Source organism: Spirosoma areae (assembly GCF_054781775.1).
On the sequence record NZ_BAAGTT010000002.1, the window covers coordinates 70,011 to 91,022 of the forward strand.

Annotated in this window: 15 protein-coding genes; 6 read left to right on the top strand and 9 right to left on the bottom strand. The window is 54.3% G+C overall.

The window, feature by feature from the left end:
• Positions 1 to 6: 6 nt before the first annotated feature.
• Positions 7 to 3,198 (bottom strand): SusC/RagA family TonB-linked outer membrane protein, encoded by a 3,192-nt coding sequence (locus ACYVI1_RS01215; protein ID WP_460905838.1) that lies wholly within the window; start codon positions 3,196 to 3,198, stop codon positions 7 to 9.
• 309 nt (positions 3,199 to 3,507) lie between these two features.
• Between ACYVI1_RS01215 and ACYVI1_RS01220 the strand changes: the two genes are divergently transcribed.
• The 4 genes from ACYVI1_RS01220 to ACYVI1_RS01235 are packed head-to-tail and all read left to right on the top strand — an operon-like array spanning position 3,508 to position 7,893.
• Entirely contained in the window at positions 3,508 to 5,376 is a 1,869-nt protein-coding gene (locus tag ACYVI1_RS01220; protein WP_460905841.1) for a TM1802 family CRISPR-associated protein, read from the top strand.
• 36 nt (positions 5,377 to 5,412) lie between these two features.
• The gene (locus tag ACYVI1_RS01225) at positions 5,413 to 6,402 is read left to right on the top strand and encodes a type I CRISPR-associated protein Cas7 (protein WP_460905844.1); all 990 of its coding nucleotides are present in this window, start codon (positions 5,413 to 5,415) and stop codon (positions 6,400 to 6,402) included.
• Complete coding sequence (gene cas5, locus ACYVI1_RS01230) at positions 6,399 to 7,112, top strand: CRISPR-associated protein Cas5 (RefSeq protein ID WP_460905847.1); 714 nt, start codon at positions 6,399 to 6,401, stop codon at positions 7,110 to 7,112. The genes ACYVI1_RS01225 and cas5 overlap by 4 nt, the downstream gene beginning before the upstream one ends.
• Positions 7,087 to 7,893: a CRISPR-associated endonuclease Cas6 gene (locus ACYVI1_RS01235; protein WP_460905850.1), complete on the top strand. Its 807-nt coding sequence runs from the start codon at positions 7,087 to 7,089 to the stop codon at positions 7,891 to 7,893. The genes cas5 and ACYVI1_RS01235 overlap by 26 nt, the downstream gene beginning before the upstream one ends.
• A 272-nt stretch (positions 7,894 to 8,165) precedes the next feature.
• Here ACYVI1_RS01235 and ACYVI1_RS01240 read toward each other — a convergent pair whose 3' ends face one another.
• From ACYVI1_RS01240 to ACYVI1_RS01255, 4 genes are all read right to left on the bottom strand, one after another.
• Positions 8,166 to 8,537, bottom strand: coding sequence for a nuclear transport factor 2 family protein (locus tag ACYVI1_RS01240; RefSeq protein ID WP_460905853.1), 372 nt, complete (start codon positions 8,535 to 8,537; stop codon positions 8,166 to 8,168).
• Between the two features lie 28 nt (positions 8,538 to 8,565).
• The gene (locus ACYVI1_RS01245; protein ID WP_460905855.1) at positions 8,566 to 9,729 is read right to left on the bottom strand and encodes a glycoside hydrolase family 43 protein; all 1,164 of its coding nucleotides are present in this window, start codon (positions 9,727 to 9,729) and stop codon (positions 8,566 to 8,568) included.
• A 151-nt stretch (positions 9,730 to 9,880) separates the two neighbouring features.
• On the bottom strand, positions 9,881 to 12,166 hold the full coding sequence (locus ACYVI1_RS01250) for an FAD-dependent oxidoreductase (protein ID WP_460905858.1): 2,286 nt from the start codon (positions 12,164 to 12,166) through the stop codon (positions 9,881 to 9,883).
• Entirely contained in the window at positions 12,144 to 14,207 is a 2,064-nt protein-coding gene (locus ACYVI1_RS01255) for a glycoside hydrolase family 2 protein (RefSeq protein WP_460905861.1), read from the bottom strand. Before ACYVI1_RS01255 ends, ACYVI1_RS01250 begins: the two co-directional genes overlap by 23 nt.
• A gap of 68 nt (positions 14,208 to 14,275) precedes the next feature.
• Between ACYVI1_RS01255 and ACYVI1_RS01260 the strand changes: the two genes are divergently transcribed.
• Together ACYVI1_RS01260 and ACYVI1_RS01265 are read left to right on the top strand one after the other, a co-directional pair.
• Positions 14,276 to 14,509 (top strand): hypothetical protein, encoded by a 234-nt coding sequence (locus ACYVI1_RS01260; protein ID WP_460905864.1) that lies wholly within the window; start codon positions 14,276 to 14,278, stop codon positions 14,507 to 14,509.
• Positions 14,509 to 14,916: a PIN domain-containing protein gene (locus ACYVI1_RS01265; protein ID WP_460905867.1), complete on the top strand. Its 408-nt coding sequence runs from the start codon at positions 14,509 to 14,511 to the stop codon at positions 14,914 to 14,916. Before ACYVI1_RS01260 ends, ACYVI1_RS01265 begins: the two co-directional genes overlap by 1 nt.
• Here the strand turns inward: ACYVI1_RS01265 and ACYVI1_RS01270 are convergent.
• From ACYVI1_RS01270 to ACYVI1_RS01285, 4 genes are read right to left on the bottom strand one after another with little or no spacing between them, the layout of a single operon-like run.
• Entirely contained in the window at positions 14,869 to 16,599 is a 1,731-nt protein-coding gene (locus tag ACYVI1_RS01270; protein WP_460905870.1) for a sodium:solute symporter family protein, read from the bottom strand. The genes ACYVI1_RS01265 and ACYVI1_RS01270 overlap by 48 nt on opposite strands.
• A 57-nt stretch (positions 16,600 to 16,656) precedes the next feature.
• Entirely contained in the window at positions 16,657 to 16,890 is a 234-nt protein-coding gene (locus ACYVI1_RS01275) for a hypothetical protein (RefSeq protein WP_460905873.1), read from the bottom strand.
• A 5-nt stretch (positions 16,891 to 16,895) separates the two neighbouring features.
• Positions 16,896 to 19,469, bottom strand: coding sequence for a glycoside hydrolase family 88 protein (locus ACYVI1_RS01280; protein WP_460905877.1), 2,574 nt, complete (start codon positions 19,467 to 19,469; stop codon positions 16,896 to 16,898).
• 35 nt (positions 19,470 to 19,504) lie between these two features.
• Complete coding sequence (locus tag ACYVI1_RS01285; protein ID WP_460905880.1) at positions 19,505 to 20,983, bottom strand: RagB/SusD family nutrient uptake outer membrane protein; 1,479 nt, start codon at positions 20,981 to 20,983, stop codon at positions 19,505 to 19,507.
• Positions 20,984 to 21,012 lie beyond the last annotated feature (29 nt).

The following is a 21,012-nucleotide window of genomic DNA, read 5'->3' on the forward strand; positions in this document are numbered from 1 at the left end:
AAGTGATTAGAACGTGAGTCGGATGTTACCCCCGAAGTTCCGGGTGTTTGGCGGCCCGTTAAGGTCGAGCCCCTGAATGTTACCGGCTCCCTGGGTATTGATTTCGGGGTCTGCCGGGTAGTTGGGCGCGTAGAAGTACAGGTTGCGGCCGCTAATGCCCACCGAGATCGAGCCGAAGGGTGTTTTACCCAGCAGCGCTTTGGGTAAGGTGTAGTTCAGGGCCAGTTCGCGCAGTCGGTATACCGTCGCATCAAACACGGCGGCTTCCGAGGCCAGCCCGCCAACGCCTAAATTCCAGTACACCTGCGAGCTTAACTGAATGTTATTAGGGCGGAACGTGCCATCGGGATTCTGAAGCACGCCGGGCAGAATCCGGGGCTGGTCGCGGTCGACACCCGTCACGTAGAGGGTGCCGTTGGCGCGGGCGTCCGTCAGGCTGAAGGAATACAACTGGCCACCCTGACGGGTATCGACCAGCACCGACAACGCAAAACCTTTGTAGGTGAACGTGTTGGTCAGCCCGGCGGTATAGTTGGGTTGTGGGTTGGCAATCACCGAGTTGGCGATGCCGGGGGCAAACTGACCAGACGTGCCATTGATGACATTCTGGCCGACATATTGACCGGTGAGGTCATAATACAACCCGGTTGGATCGGTGTTCTGGACGCGGGCATTGGCTGTTCCAACGATTACGCCATAAGGAAATCCCTCGTAAATAGACGGATTGATGCCCGTGAAGGCATTGGCCCCCGAACCGACAAGATTCGTTGATGAACTGCCCACGTTGGATGACCGGATATTGGTGGCAATGGAGATGACCTTGTTCCGAATGAGCGTGTAGTTCAGGGTGGCATCCCATTTGAAACCACCCACCCGCAGGGGCGTGGCATTGAGCACTACTTCGACGCCCTGGTTGCGTAACTCGCCCACATTGGTGGTGCGCGTATCGTAGCCGGATGAGTTTGAAATGGCTACGTTGAAAATCTGGTTGACACTGCGCGAGTCGAAGTAAGACGCATCGACGCTCAGCCGGTTTTTAAAGAACCCCAGGTTAAGGCCAGCCTCGTAGGAGGTAACAAATTCGGGCGTCAGGTCATTGTTTCCAATCCGGCTGCTTACGGCAAAACCCGGTATGCTCCCCGTACTTACCTGCAGCGGAAAAGTGATGTTGGCTAAGTTGTTTCCATAGGTCGAGGTGGTATACACCGAATTCAGCAGGTAGGGGTCGGCATCGCGCCCCACGCGGGCAATGCTGGCCCGCACTTTGGCATACGACAGCACGTCCGAATTGACCTTGAAGGCATCGGTAGGAACAAAACTTACGGATGCCGACGGATAGAAATAGGTGTTGCTCGACCGGGGTAGGGTCGACGACTGGTCGGCCCGGCCCGACAACTCCAGAAACAGGTAGTTGTTGTAGTTCAGCGACAACTGACCGTAGTACCCAACCAGCCGCCGAATGGTGCTGAATTCGCCCGTTCCCGTACCCGCCGTGAAAACAGCGCCGTTCCCCACATTATAAAAGCCAGGGATAGTTAGCGACGACGCATCAATTAAGGTCTGCTGCGATTTCCGCTGGTTCACGTTATTGCCCAGCAACAGGGTCGCGTTCAGCCCCTCCAGGAACAGATTGTCTTTGCGGGCCGAAATCAACAAATCCCCGTTCAATTCGCTGCGGAAGAAGTTATCCTGGGCAACTTCGCCGGTGGGAGAGCGGCCCGCCCCAATCGGCAGCGTCAGCTTACGCCGGTCGGTGTAGGTGTCGCCGGTGACCCGGTAGGCCACGTTGAGCCACTTGGCAATATCGTAACTCAACTGAAAGTTGCCGAAAAAACGGTCCACCTGACTGTCGAGCTTCTCGTTGTTCACACTCCACTGCGGGTTATTGTTGGTCGTCGAATAATAAATGCTCCGGCCATTGACGTCCTGATAAGGCTCATTGGCCAGGTCATAACTACGCGGGATGCGGGTTATCTGCCCGAATGCGCTGGCCCCGTTTCCGCCCGGAATGGCCGTCGACACGGTTTGTACGTAGGTGCCCGTGCCGCTGATCCGCAGGCCATTCTGCAGCCGGGATTCGCCCCCAAGCTGGACGTTGGTACGGTTGAACTTCGAATTCTGGATCACCCCGTTCTGGAGCGTATTGCCAATGGCCAGAATGTAGTTGCGCGTGGCGTCGCCGGAGGCAATGTTGACCGAATTCTGGATAATACTGCCCTGGCGGTAGAAATCCCGGATGTTGTTGGGATAGGCCTGATAGGGCACCACCAGCCCCTGCGTGTTGGTTACGGAAGTTGGACCGTTGGCAAATGATGGCCCGAAGGAATTGCCCGAATTAGCCGTGAACACATTGTTGGCGCCCTGCCCATAGTCGTTCTGGAATTTGGGAATACCATACACGTTCTGGACGTTATACGACGAATTGAGGGTCACTTCCATTTTGTTGTTCTGGTTGCGCCCCGATTTGGTGGTGATTACAATGGCGCCTGCCGACGCCCGCGACCCATACAGGACGGCCGCAGCGGGGCCTTTCAGCACGTTTATCGACTCGATGCTCTCCGGGTTGATGTCGGCCAGACGGTTGGACGGCTGCGTACCAAACAGGGTGTTCTGGCTGAGGTTGACGTCGTTGCTGAAGATAATCCCATCCACCACAATCAGCGGCTGGTTACTGCCCGTGAAGGAGGTCGTGCCCCGAATGTTGATGTTGGTTGAGGCACCGGGTGCGCCACTGGACCCCGTGATGCTTACCCCGGCCAGTTTGCCCTGCAGGGCGTTCAGCAGGTTCGGCTCGGAGCGTTGAGACAGCAGATTCCCGCTCACTTCCTGGGTGGCGTAGCCCAGCGAACGCTTATCCCGCTCAATTCCCTGGGCGGTGATCACAATTTCGTCTAAGCTTTGGGCGCCACTCACCAGCACGATATTCAGCGTTGACTGGCTGCCAACGGCTACGTCCTGGCTGGCATAGCCAATATAACTGAAAATGAGCCGGGCACTGGGCTGTACGCTGATTTGGTAGCGTCCGCCGGCATCCGTTGTTGTTCCCCGGGTCGTTCCTTTTACCTGAACGCTCACGCCCGGCAAGGCGATGCCGTCTTCGGCTGCCGTAACGCGCCCGCTTACGGTTACGTCCTGCGCCAGGGCTGGCCCATAAAACAGCAGGAAAAGCAGACAGTTGCTAACGAATACGTTTTTCATGTTTGAGTAAAGATTGGATACATAGTAAAATCGTTTTCCCCAAATGACAGGGTCTGCCTGCTCAATTTGGTTAACCCCTATAAAGATTATCGTTTTTTTGGCCGTCGGCGGGCGACACGTTCCCAGCCCGCACCGGCAGACCGGCAAAGGCATACCGGAAACGCCCAGGACGCCAGGAACCCATCTTCGGCGCTCTAGCGGAAACCTTTGTACCCGTTGCGGGGGAAAACACATAAAGAAATAAGGTAATGTTTATCGGTATTAACTTCCTGACAGCGATTGCTGCCCATATTGAGCTGGCGAGAAACGATGATTAAATCACTGTATACGGCGGGGAAACTGCTTTCGCAACTGGATACCTGCAAGGGGTATTTTCAACCCTGGGCGAACCCATTCCCAAACTTGCGGAGTGAGGCCAGCGTGCTTGTGGCTGAACTCAACAACGGCCAGTTGGCGCCAGACCTGACCGTTGAAAACTTCGACCCGGCCCGGCTTGATAAATACTTGTTTCGGGAGGCTAAAGCCAACGCGACCAACGTAGTGCCGACGTTCTATCTCTATGCCCAGGCAACCACCGGCAAGCAATGGAAAAGCATTCGGACGATGGTGAGAAAAATTCGTCAGTCGATTAAAAATGTCAACCACAACTTTATCGACGATGAACAGATCGACGAAATAGAGCAACTGTTGCGACGCTTTCCGTTCGACCCCGCCGGACGGTACCTGTTCACGATCAAAATCAATGGCCTCTATTTTGGGGATATGGAAGCCTGTCGGGCACTGTTCACCGAGGACAAAATGGCCTATGCCGCTTATTGGAAAAAATCCTCGGCAAACGACAAAGTGTGCGCCGTAGGCTATGAGTACGTGCCGGAAGTGTGGGGTCGGGTAAGTACCCTGGGGTTCACCGTCGGGAAACCAGCTTTCTCGCGCAACGGATTCAATGGAGCAGACTCCTACAAGATGTTTCCGGTTGCTCCCGACGTTGTCCGGACGCTCGAAGGGGTCAAACGGCTGGTTCGTGAGCGTCTGTCCCGCAATTTCTTCGGGTTAACGTATTTTATCATGCCCCGTTTTCTCCAGGCTGTATCGGACGAACAGGCCGCCAGATTCTGGACCGAATTCCTGCTGAACTACAGCGCCGACAAGGGCGCCCGGAACCGCCCGTTTCCCTCATTCATCGACCAGGAACCGATCATCGGTGAACTCGTCGCCAATGAAATCCTGAACCGCAGTTCCATTGGCTATGCTATTTTTTTCTACGAAGAGAATCAGGCACAGTTTGCCATCAAACTGCACATCGCCGATATTCTGCCATCCCGGTTTGCCCGGCTGCTCAGCGTAAAAACGGCGGTCGACAGGTGCTATACGGGGCTGACCGACGGGGGGTTCGCGGGCGCTGACGGGCAGGCCGGGTTTACGGTCACGCTGGCCTCCATCAAAGATTATTTTGCCGAAAACAGGCTGGACAAGGGCCGCGACAACTGGGTATTCCGCCCCTACTTCTACCGAATTGTCGAAGCGATTTTCTACAACCAGCCCCTCGACCGGGAGCAGGTGCTTCGGGCGTTTGTAGCGGCCATTCGGGCCTCGTTCCCGGCGAATGACGTGCCGCATCAATTCAGCCGCGATGTTGGGCACACATTCACCCTGCTGCAGTTTTTCTATCAACTCAACCTTCTTTCTTTCTCCGGCATGGAACCCTCTCCCCCGCAGCCTGTTGGGCTGACACCCGAACTGTTTGAGCAGCAGCACCCGGATTTACTGACGCATCCGTTGCGCCGGGCCGCTTTTTATCTCGGCTGTGAAGCAGCCATGCTGCTGGCCAAACAAAAACGCTTTTACCGGAGCGAGCCGTTTCGGCAGCACCTGAACGGCCTGAATCTGGACGTGGCCCAACTGCGTAAAATTCACCTGAAACTGACCGCTAAAATCGGTGACTATACCGATACGGCGGTGACCGATAAACGCCATTTTTATGCAGCCGAACTGAGCCGGATTGCCGAACTCGACGCGCACATTGGCCCCGCGCTGCTCCTGGCCGGCAATACGCTCTCAAAGGCTGACATCTCCTATGCGTTTGCCGTCGGAATGACCCTGCAAAAGGCGTTCACCCACGAACAAATCCGCACTGACACCCTACAGAAAGGCAACCCTCCAGCGGTGTCAGGTTCTTAAATCTGACTCCATTAACATCGCCCAGCCGAATAACCAATGGCCCTGATTCAGAACCGCAGTGAACTCTTGTTTTTATACGATGCGAAGTACTGTAACCCCAATGGGGACCCGTTAGATGCCAACCGCCCCCGGATTGATGAAGAATCGGGTCGTTGTCTGGTTACAGACGTGCGCCTGAAACGGACCATCCGAGACTACCTGCTCGAAAACGGGTATAATGGCGAAGCGGGCAGCAAAGGCGATATTTTCGTTCGGGAGGTTGGCGGCAAACCCGTAACGGGCCTGGAGCGGGCCAAAGCCTATGCCAATCGGGAGGAGTACCTGCAAAAATTCATCGATGTCCGGCTGTTCGGTGGCGTGTCGGCGCCGAAGGCCGCGGCAAAAACAGCGGGACCTAAAGAAACGAGACGTAAAGCCGCCGGGCCTGCCTGGGATGAAGACGGTGCCGATAGCGAACCAATGGACCCTGAAGAGCCAGTCGATGCGGGCAAATTATTTCATTTTACCGGACCCGTGCAGTTTGGTATGGGCCGGTCGCTGAATCGGGTTCGGGAGACGTTCATCAAAGGCACGGGTGCCTTCACGACTAAAGAAACGTCCATTCAGCGAACCTTCCGGGAGGAATACGCCATAACCTACGGCCTGATTGCCTTTCATGGGGTGATCAATGAACAGGCCGCTGCGTATGTCGGAACCACCGACGACGACATTGCTTGCCTGACGACCGCCCTCTGGAACGGCACCAAAAACCTGCTCACCCGCTCCAAAAAAGGGCACATGCCCCGCCTGTTGGTCAAGATTGATTATACCGACGGCTTTTTTATTGGCGACCTGGTGGAGCGGCTCAGCCTGAAGCCTGAGATGGGCAAACACGAAGAAGCCTATGAAGACATCAGCGATTTTACGGTCGATACGTCGCGGCTGGTGGCCGCCCTGAACAAATACGCTGCCCGAATCAGCCGAATCACGGTTGAACAGGACGACCGCCTTCGGCTGTCGGAGCCGATTCCAGCCAACGAGCCATGAGCCGGCAGATCCTTATTTTCGACATCTGGGGCGACTACGCACATTATAAAAAAATTTACGCCACCACGTCGGCGGTATCCTACGCGATACCGCCCAAAACGTCGCTGTATGGCTACATGGGCGCCATTCTGGGCTTGTCGAAGGCCGACAATGCCTACCTGACGGCCTTCGCCGACAAACAGTGCTTAGTGGGCCTGTCGGTGCTGAACCCGATTGTGATGAAACGGCTGGGCATCAATTTGCGGCCTAACCTGAAGCGAACGGCCAATAATCCAAAACCGACCCTGCTGGAATATGTGTACCGGCCAGGCTATCGGCTATACGTTTCGCATCAGGACAGGCGCGTTCAGGATGCACTCCGCAGTGCTCTAATTGCCCACCGGAGCGTCTTCACCCCGTCGATGGGTCTGGCGGGATTGGTATCGAATTTTGCGTGGGTGGGCGAAGTAACCGCCAGCGCATCCCGCACCGATGTAGCCATCCCCATCCATTCCGTTATTCCGCGTAAGTACTTTCTGGCCTTCGATGAGGAAGCCCTGCTGGCCGGTGAAACCGAATTGATTGAGCAAAGCTTATTCGCCATCGAGATGAATACGGAGCGCGACGTGACAGAGCGCGACGATATTCTGCTGGAACGAAAAGGCAAACCCATTCAGGCGCGCGTGACGGAATACTATTCAGTTAATGGAACCAACATCATTCTCTTTTGACCGGCTTTGCCCTACTGCCGAACCACCCCCTGCCATGCCTACCCAAACCCTGATTCCGCTCACCACGATCACCTTTCCCGAAATAGCCCTGTCTACCCGCGACGGCCATAAATTGCGGGGCTATTTCGGGACGCTCTTTCGCGAACATTCACCCTTGCTACATAACCATCTGGAGCGTGACCAGGCCGACGGCCGGCATGAGCAACCCGACAGCCCGTGCCGGTATCGGTACGCCTATCCCTTAGTGCAATATAAAGTACTCAACCGGGTGCCAACCCTGGTTGGCCTGGGTGAAGGAGCCGGGCTATTGACGGCGTTGTTTCTGCAAATGCGTGAGCTTGCTATTGAAGGAAAGCGATTTCCGGTACATAGTAAACACATTCGGCATGAGCAAATCCCACTGGGCATGGCCGACACCCTGGTGGAGTACCGTTTTCAAACCCTGTGGATGGCCCTCAATCAGGCCAATTACCGCGATTACCGCCATTATTCGAAGACTGAACAGACGGCACAGCTCAGGCGGGTATTGACAAGTCAGATTCTGGCTACCTTCCGGGAGTTCAGCCTATGGTTAGCGCCACACGAACGGATAGTGGTGCAGTTGCTGCTGGATGAGCGGGCAACCCAGTTCAAGAACCAGACAATGGTGGCTTTTTCGGGTAGCTTTCTGGCAAATGTCGTGCTGCCCGAGGGCATGGGATTGGGCAAGGCGGTAGCGCGTGGATTTGGTGCCATTAAACCATGCAACGACACCCGCTCAAACGCCGTCTTTACCCCATAATCCTCAGCAAAGCAGGATTGAAACTCATGTTAATTTAATCTCTTAAAAACTTAATTTTTTTCAAGAGGTACTCCTGAACAAAGTAGGATTGAAACGGGCTGATGGCCGTTCATTGACCCACTAAGCCAGCCAGAGGAATACGTAGCTGCCGGGAATGGCTGGCCCAAAGCCAATTTAGATTCGCTGGCTGCTCCGATTCTGCCGGGCCCCGTTGCCAGTAGCAGCCGTTTAAAGCCTGACGAATCGACAGAATCAAACGAATCTATTTCGGTTCAACCTGGCACCTGAGTGCAACTACCCGCTATGATTTGCCAGGTCCCCTGCCGATAAGCCCACACCCGCAGATAGCGAAACCGCCCGCCCATGGGCTGCCCGGCGAAAACACCCTGTAGGTCGACCAGAACGGAAACGACGGCCAGCGATGGCAGCAACTGAATCAGGGGCTTCTGAGCGCCTAAAGCGGTCAGATACATCGTTCGGGAGCGGTGCGCTGCCAGATCCATTGCTTTCGTGTACAGGTTTCCATCCGGGCCGGCAAAGAGCAATTCATCGGCCAGTAAGGTGTCCAGCGTGTCGGCGTCTCCAGCCAGTTGAGCCTGCATGAGCTGTTGTTCAGCCTGCTGAATTTGTGTTAATTCCTTCATGTCAATGCCTGGACTTAATTGACTGCCATTACCTGGCATGAACGGCCGTAACGACGCCTGAGGGAAGTTTTTGGGGCGTGGTGGTCGGGCCAATGATCCGTATTCTGCCATTTTTCACCTCCATCCGGTCCATACAAACAACCCGTTCATCGCCGGTTTTATCGGTTCTTGCGTGGTAAACGCAGAACATTTCTTTACCGTCCGGCGAATAAGCAATGCTGTTATGCCCCGTGCCCGTTACCGAACCTCCCTGGTCGGTATTTTTCTGCAATATCGGATTGTTGGCCGCTTTTTTATACGGACCTAAAGGCGAGCTGGCTGTGGCGTACCCAATGGCATAATACCGACCGCCGAAATGATTGGCCGAATACATGATGTAATACGTATTGTCTTTTTTAAACGTGACCGAGCCCTCCGTCCAACGGCGGTTCACCTCGCGGGCCATAACCGACCGGCTTTCCCACTCGGCCTGCCTGTCGCTAAGGGCAACCGGTGGCCGCAGCACTAAAACGGGTTCGCCGATGACGCCTGAAAAATCGGATTTGAGTTCGATGCCATACACCCAGCTTTCTTCAATCTGGTTAAACCAACCGTTTTTCCGGGCTACATCGGCCACTTCGCTTTTGACCGGATGTTTGTAGCAGCAACGCGAAAAATAGAGGTAGGCTTTGCCGTTGGTGTTAAAAAACACATTGGCATCAATGATGGGATAGCCTGGGTCAAAAAGTGGTTTGTTAGCCAGGTCAACAAACGGGCCGGTAGGTTTGTCGGCAACGGCCACCCCAATCCGGAAGTTTTCTGCCTCCTTCATCGGGTTTACCTGCCACTGTGCGCTGTAAAACAGGTAATATTTTCCCTTCACCTCATACACTTCAGGTGCCCAGTAGGCCCCGTCCCAACTTGCTTTCGGATCGCTCCAGCCATTTTTATTGTTATGAAAATACACCTGACCTTCCGCCTTCCAGGTCACCAGGTCTTTGGATGAATAAGCCGCAAACCCCTTATCAGCACTGCCCGTGCCGTACATGTAATAGGTACCCTGGGTGTACAGAACGTAAGGGTCACCGAATTGTACCGGTAAAGGATTGGAAAAAGTGGCGTTGGCCGGGGCACTGTGCTGCGTTGGTTGTGCCAGGGAAGGGCGCAAAAACAGGCTGGTGAAACAGAAAAACAGGAGGATTGATTTTTTCATGACAACGGTCTTTTTTGGCTCTGGCTACGCCCGGCTCTTGTCGGGTTCGCCTTTCTACTACAGCCTCAAAGATATAAACGGAAAAACAGCGATTACCTAACTATCGGTTAATTACCTGATTCTCCTCAACTCAGGCTGTGTAAGATGCTGTTCAGTGCTCATAACACCGAATTTCAAACAAAGCACAGGGCACAACACCAGGGTAATTGTTCGTCAAATGAAGGGTCAGGCTGCCTGTCTCGATGGGTTGTTCAAACCGTATCGTATTGTTGGTCTGGTGATTATGCGGCTGATGGAAAATACGCTGCTGCTGGTCATTACACACTTCATAGGCCTGCACACAAAAGGGCGAAACCGTTTCGGGATGCACCATAATGACCGATTCGAGCGGGTGGTCGAAATCAGAATCGAACCGGATTTCGATTCGGCCGATTCGCTGACGTTCCGTCCAGCTCAGGGTTATGGTTGGATGCACATCGTCCAGTTTGGCTACCCAGGCATTCGGTTGATTGGTCGGCCGCTGAATCCCATTCCGAATCATTTCCGGCCCGAATAACTGAATGCCGGGGTGGATGTGCAGCGCAATATTTTGCCCGCCGGGTCGCCGTTCCGGACACCAGAACTCGAAGGTATCCACCCCAATATCGTCCGTTGGCTCCTGTTTGCCGTAATTCGAGACGGCAGGATTTACTTTATTGAATACGGATAAAACGCCCGTAACGCGTAACTGACTGTATTGCAGTTGAATGTGTTCATTTTGCATGAACATAACGAACACATACCCCGGCTCATCCAAACGGCTGTTAAAGGGCAAGTCGATTTCCTGCCTTCCCTTCGCAACGGGTATTGTATGCGTTTCCAGCGTTACATCGGGGGTGTGATTCAAGGCTTTACTGCTTCGTCGCAGCTCAACGGTTAGGGTTGTGGCCTGCGTAGCCGTAACGAAAGCCGTCATTCGCGGAACGGCCCCGACGGGCAGGGGTAGCAGTTGGGCCGCTGACTGAGTCAATGGCTGCCAGGGACCATCGGGGGGTAAATCCGTCAGGATAAATTCGCTGGATACAGACAAGGTGGCTTTCTTTACCAAATCAGCCTCATCCAGTAGAGCAAGGCCGGGAATATGCTGCCCGGTTTTTAGCAGTTCCTGCTGCAACGCCCGCATCTGGGCAGGCTCCGTGAGTTCGTGCGGCAGAAGATGACGGCGCGTGGCTAATGCCGCAGCCATCCCCACCGCCTGCCCGACGTGGGCGCCCGTAGCCATCACCCGCGAGGACCCAAAGGCCACGTGTGAGGCACTGATGATACGTCCGGCCAGAAATAAATTCGTGCTATTCCGGCTGTAAAGGCAGCGGTACGGAATCTGATAAATGCCTTTGCTGTGCCATTGATTGCAGCCCGGTTTCTCCGAAAAAATACCGTCGGCGGGGTGCAGGTCAATGGACCAGCCGCCAAACGCGACGGCGTCGGGATGGGTCCGCTGCTCAACCACATCCTGCTGTTTAAGCATGTAGTCGCCCTCAAACCGGCGGCTTTCGCGTTTGCCGGGAATCTGCCCTACCCACTCCAGCGTCATGGTTTCGGCTTCTGGAAACTGACCCGAATTTTTGATGTAATTCCAGACGCCGTACACTACTTTCCAAAGCTCCCACTTAATGGCTTCGGTATCGTGAACGGTATCGAGTCGCCCTCCGTACTCGATCCACCACAGTTGACAGCCGTACTCCTGCGCGTTGAAACGCTTATAGCGGGGAATTTTGGTGATGTCATCCAGCGCGTAGGCGGGGGGTACGAAGCGAACCGGTCGACCGGTATCTTTCGTGTAGAAATAAAGGGAATGGCCCAGCAGTTCACCATATTCGGCTGTGGGGGCAAACTTCTCGCCGAACTCCTCCCGGCTTTCGGCCCCCATCCGAAACGCAGCCCCCGCCTGAAACCCAACGATACCATCGCCCGACGCGTCGCAGAAAAGCGGTGCCACCAGATCGAAGAGGGTGCTGTTTTGGCTGCAAAAAGCTTTTACTCCACTAATGGTATCGGCTGACGATTTCTCCACCTCGTAAACCGCCGTGTTGAGCAGCAGCTTGATGTTGGCTTCTGAAACGACTTTCTCCAGCAGGATGGTATCGAAAATCAGCGGGTTGCCTTCCGGATTTCGGTAGAGGTTTTCCAGCAGCAGTTCATCAATAACGCCCCCTTCTCTGGCCCAGCGGTTGTTGTTACCCATGTGTGAGGTGGCGCCCAGGACCCACAGCCGTACTTCGGACGAGGAGTTGCCCCCCAGCACGGGCCGGTCCTGTACGAGCAAAACCTGTATGCCCGCCCGAGCCGCTGTGATGGCGCAGCAAACCCCCGACAAGCCCCCGCCAACCACAATGAGGTCGGCCTGGTGTCGGATGGTTTTTAGTGTTCGTTTATCAGTTGCCTGCGCGCGTATCATTCGTTGCGTCAATCGTTTGTGTGAGAATTGAGAACCCGGTTGGTTTAACGACTTCTACCGTCAGCGTTTTGTCGAAACCCCGTACCGGAAACGTTAGCGTGGTGCTTTGGCCCGGCTGTAAATAAGGAATAAGCCCCGTTGTGTTCCCCCTTTTTAAGCGGTAATTTTTGAGGGCGTAAGCCGGAAAGTCATTGCGGGCCGTTACGCGCAGGGTTACCGTCTGAACCCCCTCCTGGCCGGACTGCCAGCTTACTTTCTCGATGGTGACCGGGGCCATGCCGGTTTGGTGAGCGGTGTACAGGGGCCGTTTCGAGCGGTCGGCCCGGACCAGGCCCCACGGTCGGGTACCATCGGCGTTGGTCCCCGCATGGCGACTCAAATAATCATTAAACGACCACCACGAAGCGCCCACCACATAGGGTAACTGCCGAACATCGGCGAGAAACGTTTCGAGATGCGTAACCTGACCCGGTTCGCCATTCCTGCCATCGGCGCGGGTGCCGTATTCGCTGATGAAAATTGGTTTGTCGGGGTAGAGCGAATGAATGTGTTTGAGAACCGTTGCGTGGTTGCCGTAGGTGTTGGTCGAAATAAAATCGCAGTACTGACTGGCTTCGTCTTCGGGTCGTTTCGGCAACGTGTTCAGGCGCATGGAGGCAAAGGTATACAGCCGGGTGGGGTCCAGTTGGCGGGCGTAGGCAATCATGTCTTTTGTCCAGCGCTGACCGGCGGGTTGTTCGGAGAGGTATTCGTTGCCGACGCTATAAGCAATCACGCAGGGGTGGTTCCAGTCGCGCTCGGCCATCTCCCGAAACTGCTGCCGAAATTTGGTTCGGATGGTGTCGTTATCCATTTGGCGGGGTGTCAATTGCCAGTTGCCCGCTTCGCTGATGATCAGCATCCCATTATGGTCGGCCCAGTCGTAGATGGTTTCCGAAGGGGTGTAGTGCGTTAAGCGCTGAAGTTCCATCCCGGCTTCTTTCATCAACCGCATATCCTTTTCCACTAACCAGTCGGGTTCCAGCGAACCCTGCCCCGGATAATCGACAACGCGGTTGCCACCGGCTACCTTTATCGGCTGCCCATTGAGCAGCAACTGCGTATTGCGAACTTCGACTTTACGAATGCCGAAGTGGGTCTGAACGGTGTCGGTGCCCGCAATTATCCGCACAGCATACAACGTGGGCTGGTCGATGCTCCACAGCGTTACGTCGGCGGCTTTCAACGCGGTCTCTGCTTCCAAAACGACCGTCTGCCCGGCTCCTACCGAACCAGCCGGCTGTTTCCAGGTAAGGACGATGGGTTTGCCATGTTGCGCTACCTGAAAGGCAAGCTTCGGCGTAACCGCCTGCCCACCTGCATTACGGATTCGGGTTTTAATTTTCAGGGTGGATGTGCCGTTGGTTAAGTCCGGCACCGCTTCCGTTTTTATGTTTTCGATGTAGACCTCCGGCTCAACGGTCAGGTAAACGGGACGGATGAGACCGCCGTAATTCAGCCAGCCCGGAAAAGGGTCGTTCGGCTCGTTGTTATCTTTGGCGCCCGGAATCGTGCCTGCTTTCCAGGTGTTATTATTGACCGAAACAGCGATGGTGTTGGCTGACTCACCGGACTGCCCTTGTTTTAGGTAGTCGGTTATGTCGAACTGAAACGGAGTATAGCCGCCCTCATGCGTACCTACTTTCCGGTTGTTTAGCCAGACCGATGTCTCGTAATAAGCCGCATCGAAATGCAGCATCACGCGTTTGCCAGCGGTCGGCTGCCAGGGAAAAGTCCGGCGATACCAAACCGTTCCGGTATAAAACTGATAGCGCGGATCGACGGAGAAGCAATGCGGAACCGTCACCTTATCCCAGCGATTCAGGGGCGCTTCTTCCCGATACCACTTCCCCGTTTCGCCAGCGTCCATCGGGTCCATCGCAAAACGCCACTCGCCATGCAGCGGTATCGCATTGGGGTCCCGAATGGTGTGTTGGGCATAGCTCGTTGAGATAATCCATACCGTCAATAATGCGGAAAGAACGTTTCGTATGTGTAGCATGTACTGAGATTGGTAGCGACTTATGAATCAGAACGCTTTGTTTTATATTTGTAAAAAGAATTATAGGTATGGCCGCTTCTCAACCGATACCCACCAAACTAAGCAATCTCCAGATCGAATTGCTGAAGTTGTATCCTTACACCGTTTCCGAAGCGGAGTTGACGGATATCCGGCACCTGCTGGCTGGTTATTTTGCCCAAAAAATTGATACTGAAATGAACCAGTTGTGGCAGGAAAAAGGCTGGAATGAGCAAACCATCGAGCAGTGGAAGGCGGAGCATCTGCGTAGCCGTACTGCTTAATGAGAATTGTACTCGATATTAACGTTCTGCTTATCGCGCTTCCTGTTTCGTCGCCGTACAGACTAATCTTTGATGCCTTAAAAGCCGGCAAATTCGACTTGGTTTTGAGTAATGATATTTTGCTGGAGTACCATGAGAAGTTAGCCGAGAAAACGTCTCCTGCCGTTGCCGATAATGTTGTCAAACTTCTTCTTTCGCTTGATAATTGCATCCTACAGTCGGTGTATTTTGAATGGGGCTTGATGCACAATGATGCCGACGACAATAAATACGCAGATTGCGCTTTAGTATCAAACGCTGACCATTTAGTCTCGGAAGACCGGCATTTTTCTATTCTTCGTGACATTGCCTTTCCTCGCTTATCCGTTATTCGAATTGATGAGTTTCTCGATTTGCTGCGGTCCTGATGGCAGTTGAACGCGCCGGGCTGCCTGCCAGGGAATCAGTGCCAGTCCTAAAACTACGACTGAGATTGTCGCCGTTATTCCGGCTCCCTGTGTCGTGAGGAAACTTAAACCCGCCAGCATCAGGGCCGTGAAGGCCAGTGACCCTGCAATGACCCGCAGGCCAAACCGATTCTGTTTCCGCACGGCAAGGGCTTCTTCGGGCGATTCGGCCTGGGCATCGTCCCGCTTTTGCTGCCGGGCAATCAGGTACTGGTAATGCTCATTAGCGACGGCTCCTCCCGACCGCTGCCATAGCTCATAGCCCAGCAACAGCAGAAAAGGAAGGCCAACACCAATGATGGTTTCTTCGCCCCGCGTCAGCTTAAAATTCAACAGTAAAGGAGCCAGTAGTTTAAAGAATAAATTGACCGTCAGGCCGATGCCGGTAATCCAGAGGGTAGCCCGGCTGGTCAGGCGTTTGGAGAACAAGGCCCAGAGCGGAGGGGCCAGCAGCGGTCCACCCGAAATAGACGATATGCTCAATACCACCTCAACAATGCCGCCCGCTGCCGGAACCAGCAGCGCAATACCAATCATGCCTAAACCAAACAGCCAGGATGACCCACGGGCCACCCGAATCAACTGGCGGTCCGATGCCGTTGGGTTCATCAATCCTTTGTAGATATCGTTGGTAAACACAGCCGAAACGACATTCAGGGCGGTGTTGGCACTGGCTGAGGTCGAGAAATACATGCCCGTTAACATCAGACCCAGTAAACCCGGTGGCAACACGAGTTTGCAAATCAACAGGTACGCATTTTCGGTGTCGAGGCCGGTTAGGGAGGGGTTGATGACTTTATAAATCATAGGCGGCAGCATCCAGATTACCGGGCTGATCAAGTACAGACCGGCAAACAGAAAGGCTACTTTTCGGGCCGATTTTGGACTGTCCACACTCGTGTATCGTTGGACGAACGTCCAGTTGCCACCGATGTAACAGATGTGATAGAGCACAAAAGCCGCCACGAAGCCGAAGGTGTATTCACCGTTCAGGAGGTTGAAAAAATCGTCCGGCACCGCGTTCACGAATCCGTCGAGACCGCCTACCCGGTCGAGCGACAGGGGCAGCAAAATGAATACGGCGGCTGACAGGACAACGAACTGCAAAATATCTGTCACCATCACCGCCCAAAGACCACCCACGGCGGTATAAGCGATCATAAAAAATCCCAGCCCGATGGTACAGGGCACTAAGGGCAAATTCAGGGATATGCTCACCAATTTAGCCACGGGGTAGAGAACCGACCCTTTGATGAATAGCGATACCAGCGTAAAAATGAAAATGTACACTTTCTGCACCGTTGCGCCCAGCCGTTCCCGGATAAACTCAGCGGCTGTCAGGGCACCGGTCTGTTTCCAGCGCGGGGCCAGATACAAGCCCGTCACCAGCGCCCCGATGCACATGGTCCACTGAATGGTGATGGCGACCCAGCCGTGTTTGTAGGCAATCGACCCCCAGGCCACAAACGTACCGGCGGAGAAGAAACTCATGAACAGCGACAGGCCACCGATAAACCAGGGCACCGCTTCGCCCCCGGCGAAAAACGATTTCAGGTTCCGGCCGGTTCGGGCAAACAGCATCCCAATGGTCAGCACAAAAGCCGAGAAAATGACAATGACGGCGGTGTCGATGGTGGTGTTCACTATTTATCTAATTTTACGGCCAAAACCGTGACTTGTGCAGTATCCAGCATATTCATTTTACCAGGTTATGAAAGCTACCAAAGAACCAGTCACTCCGGTAACTGTGCCGACGCGAATCCTGAAAGGAAAAGACGGTCGGGAGCCTTTTGCTGACAAGATTGCCAGGGCTGATGAAACACTAAAACGAGTTGGCCTTCCTGAGGACCCCAGAAAGCGTCGGTAAGCTGGCTCGTTTCCCTGCACAAAAGCCGAGAAGATGACAATGACGGCGGTGTCGATGGTGGTGTTCATGTTTTTTAGCGTAAATCCACTTCCAGAACGCGCTGACCAAAGCCCGGCAAATCAAGCGAAATGGCGTCCGGTGAAACAGTCTGTCCGGAAGGAAGCTGTCTGATGCCCGCTATGCTTTTTTGCAGAACAGCGGAATTCAGCGTTATCGTGGCCTTCGTTGACTGAACCCGGTTGTTAAGCAGCATTACATACAGCTTCTTCTGGTCGATAGAACGGGCCAGCAAATAATCGACAGCCGGGCTACCGGTCTGCACCAGTCCGTCCTGAATCAGCAGGCTGGCCGGCCGACCGTATACCAGTCCGGGGTTGAATCCATAGGTCTGGTGCGGGCCAACTTTAGGGGTTACAAAACCGCGCGGGAAACCGATTTTTCCACCAGAGCGCAGTTCCGCTTCGGCCATCAGGTAATCGGTTAACCAGCCAATCTGCCACCAGGCGTGGTGCGGATACGGTCCGGCTCCCCTATTCATGGCGTTCCAATAGTACGAAGCTACACTTGTTTTTGGGTCGACGAAGGCATCGCGGCCAATGGCACCGGCGCGGGCCATATCGGCAAAAATAGGTTCGTTGGTAAGCTGGTACATGCGGATAAATAAACCCGCATGGCTGCACAACTGGATGGGTCCCGCCCGGTTGGCCGAGCCGAAAATACCGCCATGTTCAAAACTCAGCCCCGACTGACTGATCTCCCAATCTTCGCGGGGTGTACCGTTAACGGTTTTTGGTTGATGGCTGGCAATGGGATGGGTATAAATCGAGGTCGTGTAGATTTTGGCCGCTGTGATGGCGGCATCTTTATAGCGGCCATCCTGGGTCAACTCATACAGGTCCAGCAATGCCTGTGCCGACTGACCCGTGGCGAAATCGGGGGCATAGCGGGCATCCCCACAAACGCCCAGAAAGCTCCCCGTTTCAACGGCGTTTTTAATGAACCAATCGGCTCCTTTGCGGGCTGCTGCCAGGTATTTTGGGTCCTTCAGCAGCCGATACGCTACGATTAACCCGTAGAAGGTGGGCCGCACATCCTGAATATCCTTAAAAATTTCCTGCTCAGAATGCCGGTCGTAAGCCACAGCCCAGTGCCCATCGGACTGCTGCCAGGTCAGCAACCGCTCGGCACCCAGGCGCAGCCGCTCGTTCAGTTCGGCATTGGCTGGCTCAAACAGGAGCATATTCCCAATGTCGAGCATCGTGTAATAGGTCAGACCAATCGGTTCGACCACTTCGCCCCACTCTTCCACAAATCGCTGCGATTTTGCCAGATAGTACTGCCCTTCGGGAGCGCCCTTGAAAAAGCTGTTCCCGGTCTCCTGCTGGGCCAGTTTAAAATTCAGCGCGTAGGGAAGTACGTTACGGGTCAGCAGCGAATCGTGCGTGGCGTTGGCCATCATCCACATGGCGCCATAGTCCGAATTTTTCATGGCGTCTTTATTGGACCCCACCACGCCCCCCAGATACGATTGCGCGCCAATCGTTCTGCCCTCAAATTCCTCCCTGTTCCACAGCGACGTTTTCGGGTCGGTCAGGTAGTGGTGCATTTTTTGGATGCGGTCGGTCAGTGACTGGCTGGACTGCCGCAGGGCCAGCGTTTCCCGAAACCGGTAAATGTCATAAACCGCGTGATTCAGCGCCCTGAACCAGTCGCCATCGGTCAGGCTGTACCGAAAGGTGTAGTGAATTGCTTCGCCCGTTTTCAGTTTGGATGCTGGCTCACCCAACACCGGGTAATAGAGCGTTGGCGAAAGCTGGGCCTTGCGGTTCATGTGCGACAACCCGATGTTCCAGTCCGTTTGGGTGCTTTTGTCGCTGGCCCAGGGGTCACGCGCCAGGCCAGGTTCGGGAATAACCGAAACCGTAATGCCGTTTTTGGTGCTTACCATCGGGCAGAGCGTACTGGCGCATCGTTCGCGGTAAACGACGGGCAACGACGGGATGCCGTGCCCATACGCATAGGCTGCCGCAAAATTGGGCTGGAGTTTATTGCCCTGAAAATAACCCGGCACGGTTGCCCAGGCCAGATTCTGTTCCGTAACGGGAGCCAGCGTTGGACTCGCCAGTGAGAAATAGCCATCCTTTTTTGCCGTAAGCATCTGCCTGACAATAATATCAGTCGGGAATTTAGGGTCGAAAGCCCATTCTGTGCTGACGGTAGCCACGTCCGTTTCCTGCCGAAACGACAGGCTGTTGTTCCCCATTTGTTTCGCTTCTTTCGGGAAAAAGTGGAACGCCTGCCCGGCCGTATTGAGCGAAACCGGATTGGTGCTTTCGGCCCACTGGACTTGCTGATAATGGTATTTTGGTCCCGGAAACACCTCACCCATCCGGTCTTTAAACACCATCCCGGGTTTCTCCGAAGGTTTTTCGGCGGCATAAAGCAGGGTATTTTCGCCGGAGGGCACAGCCAGATTTAACCATTGACTGCCTTTCCGAACCGCCACCTGCCCGATGGTCCAACCCGCCGGTGTATTTTTCCAGATAACCCTGACGCGCTCATTCGCCAGCGATAGCGGCTGGTTCGGCTGGGCCTGCGTAGTGGTCCAGCAAACTGTTAAAATCGCAATTATCCAGCTATAACGCATCGTGTGAGAGTCGAGGTTGGGGGTAATTGACGTGTCTACTTCCAGTCTGCATTTTGCTCCAGCTTTGAATTGGCGTTGATTTCGTCCAGCGGAATGGGAAAGTACCGGTTTTTGGCGGTCGGGGTTCGGGTTGGATAGACGTTATTAACCGCCTTCGGGATAACCGTCAGAAAGGTGTTGGTCCGGGTGAGGTCGTACCAGCGGTCGCCTTCGCCGAAAAACTCCCACGACCGTTCCTGAAGCACCGCATTGATGAAAGCCTCTTTACCCAAACCAGCCGTGAGATCGGCTAAGCCCACCCGCTTCCGAACCACATTGATAAAGCCATAAGCAGTTGCCGTCGGCCCATTCAGTCGGGCTTCGGCTTCGGCAGCTATCAGGTACACGTCGGCTAACCGGAGTATAGGAATGTTCGGCAGATTGCCAACGGTCGAAATGGGGTCCTGGTATTTTTTCAGAAGCACCCCCTGCGTTGTAATGGGCGTGATGCTCCGCTGCGGGACGAGTTTGTTGCTCTTGTCGACGTAGGTCGTATCCAGCAGCAACCGTCGTTTATCGGCTGGATTGAATGAATCATAAAACGATTGGTAAACAAACATTGAGCCGAAGGTAGTCCGGCCATATTCCAGTCCGGTGCTGGCCGGTGGGCCGCAAAGGCCCGTTAGCTGGTGCCCCCGGCTGGGACTGAATCCACCTTCTGACTCATACGCCCACATGTTTTCTACCCGGGCCAGGTCTTCTTTGTCATACCGGTACACATCGCGTATATCGGCCATGAGCGAATACTTACCGGCGTTAATCACCTCCTGCGCTTTCTTCAAAGCTGTTGTCCAATCTTCGTTGTACAACGCTGCTTTCGCATAGAGCGCTGCAACAACTTCTTTGGATGGGCGCCCTTTCTCGATGCCCGGACCCGACACCAGGCCCGCATTGCTGGCCTGATCCAAATCACTATAAATCTGCTTATATACATCGGCTTTGGGACTTTTACCGACAATGGCTTCGGCCTGCGTGGCACTGGCTTTGGTTTTTACCGGCACATCGCCGAAGTTTTTCGTCAGCATCCAATGATAAAACGCCCTCAGAAAATACGCTTCGCCAATAATCTGCTTTTGGCGCGTCGGGTCCATACTCGCCGACGGGACCTTCTCGATAATCCAGTTTGCTTTCTCGATGCCATCGTAGCACGAAGACCAGATTTGCTGGGGCGACTCGGTAATTCGTCCGGCGCTCTTCTGGGTTGTGTAGTTCGGGTCGTAAGTAAACAGCGTGAGCGTATTGCGGCCCACCACCGCCCTGGGATACGACTGGTCGGCACTCAAATCAGAAACAATCGTCAGCACCGGACCAACAGCCATATCGGCCATGGGGTCATATACCGCAATCAGACCCTTCTCGGCATCGGCGGCCGTTTTGTAAAAGGCTTCGGTATAAATCGACGAGTAAATGGTTTCGTCCAGTTCACAACCGACCAGACCGAAGGCAACAAGTAGAGGAAGGATTATCTTTTTCATGAGTTTGAAGAGTTGTCTGAACCGGGATT

Excerpts from the sequence above, each read along its gene's own strand:
- ACYVI1_RS01215 (WP_460905838.1), bottom strand. The coding sequence starts at position 3,198 with ATGAAAAACGTATTCGTTAGCAACTGTCTGCTTTTCCTGCTGTTTTAT.
- ACYVI1_RS01220 (WP_460905841.1), top strand. The coding sequence starts at position 3,508 with ATGATTAAATCACTGTATACGGCGGGGAAACTGCTTTCGCAACTGGAT.
- ACYVI1_RS01225 (WP_460905844.1), top strand. The coding sequence starts at position 5,413 with ATGGCCCTGATTCAGAACCGCAGTGAACTCTTGTTTTTATACGATGCG.
- cas5 (WP_460905847.1), top strand. The coding sequence starts at position 6,399 with ATGAGCCGGCAGATCCTTATTTTCGACATCTGGGGCGACTACGCACAT.
- ACYVI1_RS01235 (WP_460905850.1), top strand. The coding sequence starts at position 7,087 with ATGGAACCAACATCATTCTCTTTTGACCGGCTTTGCCCTACTGCCGAA.
- ACYVI1_RS01240 (WP_460905853.1), bottom strand. The coding sequence starts at position 8,537 with ATGAAGGAATTAACACAAATTCAGCAGGCTGAACAACAGCTCATGCAG.
- ACYVI1_RS01245 (WP_460905855.1), bottom strand. The coding sequence starts at position 9,729 with ATGAAAAAATCAATCCTCCTGTTTTTCTGTTTCACCAGCCTGTTTTTG.
- ACYVI1_RS01250 (WP_460905858.1), bottom strand. The coding sequence starts at position 12,166 with ATGATACGCGCGCAGGCAACTGATAAACGAACACTAAAAACCATCCGA.
- ACYVI1_RS01255 (WP_460905861.1), bottom strand. The coding sequence starts at position 14,207 with ATGCTACACATACGAAACGTTCTTTCCGCATTATTGACGGTATGGATT.
- ACYVI1_RS01260 (WP_460905864.1), top strand. The coding sequence starts at position 14,276 with ATGGCCGCTTCTCAACCGATACCCACCAAACTAAGCAATCTCCAGATC.
- ACYVI1_RS01265 (WP_460905867.1), top strand. The coding sequence starts at position 14,509 with ATGAGAATTGTACTCGATATTAACGTTCTGCTTATCGCGCTTCCTGTT.
- ACYVI1_RS01275 (WP_460905873.1), bottom strand. The coding sequence starts at position 16,890 with ATGAACACCACCATCGACACCGCCGTCATTGTCATCTTCTCGGCTTTT.
- ACYVI1_RS01280 (WP_460905877.1), bottom strand. The coding sequence starts at position 19,469 with ATGCGTTATAGCTGGATAATTGCGATTTTAACAGTTTGCTGGACCACT.
- ACYVI1_RS01285 (WP_460905880.1), bottom strand. The coding sequence starts at position 20,983 with ATGAAAAAGATAATCCTTCCTCTACTTGTTGCCTTCGGTCTGGTCGGT.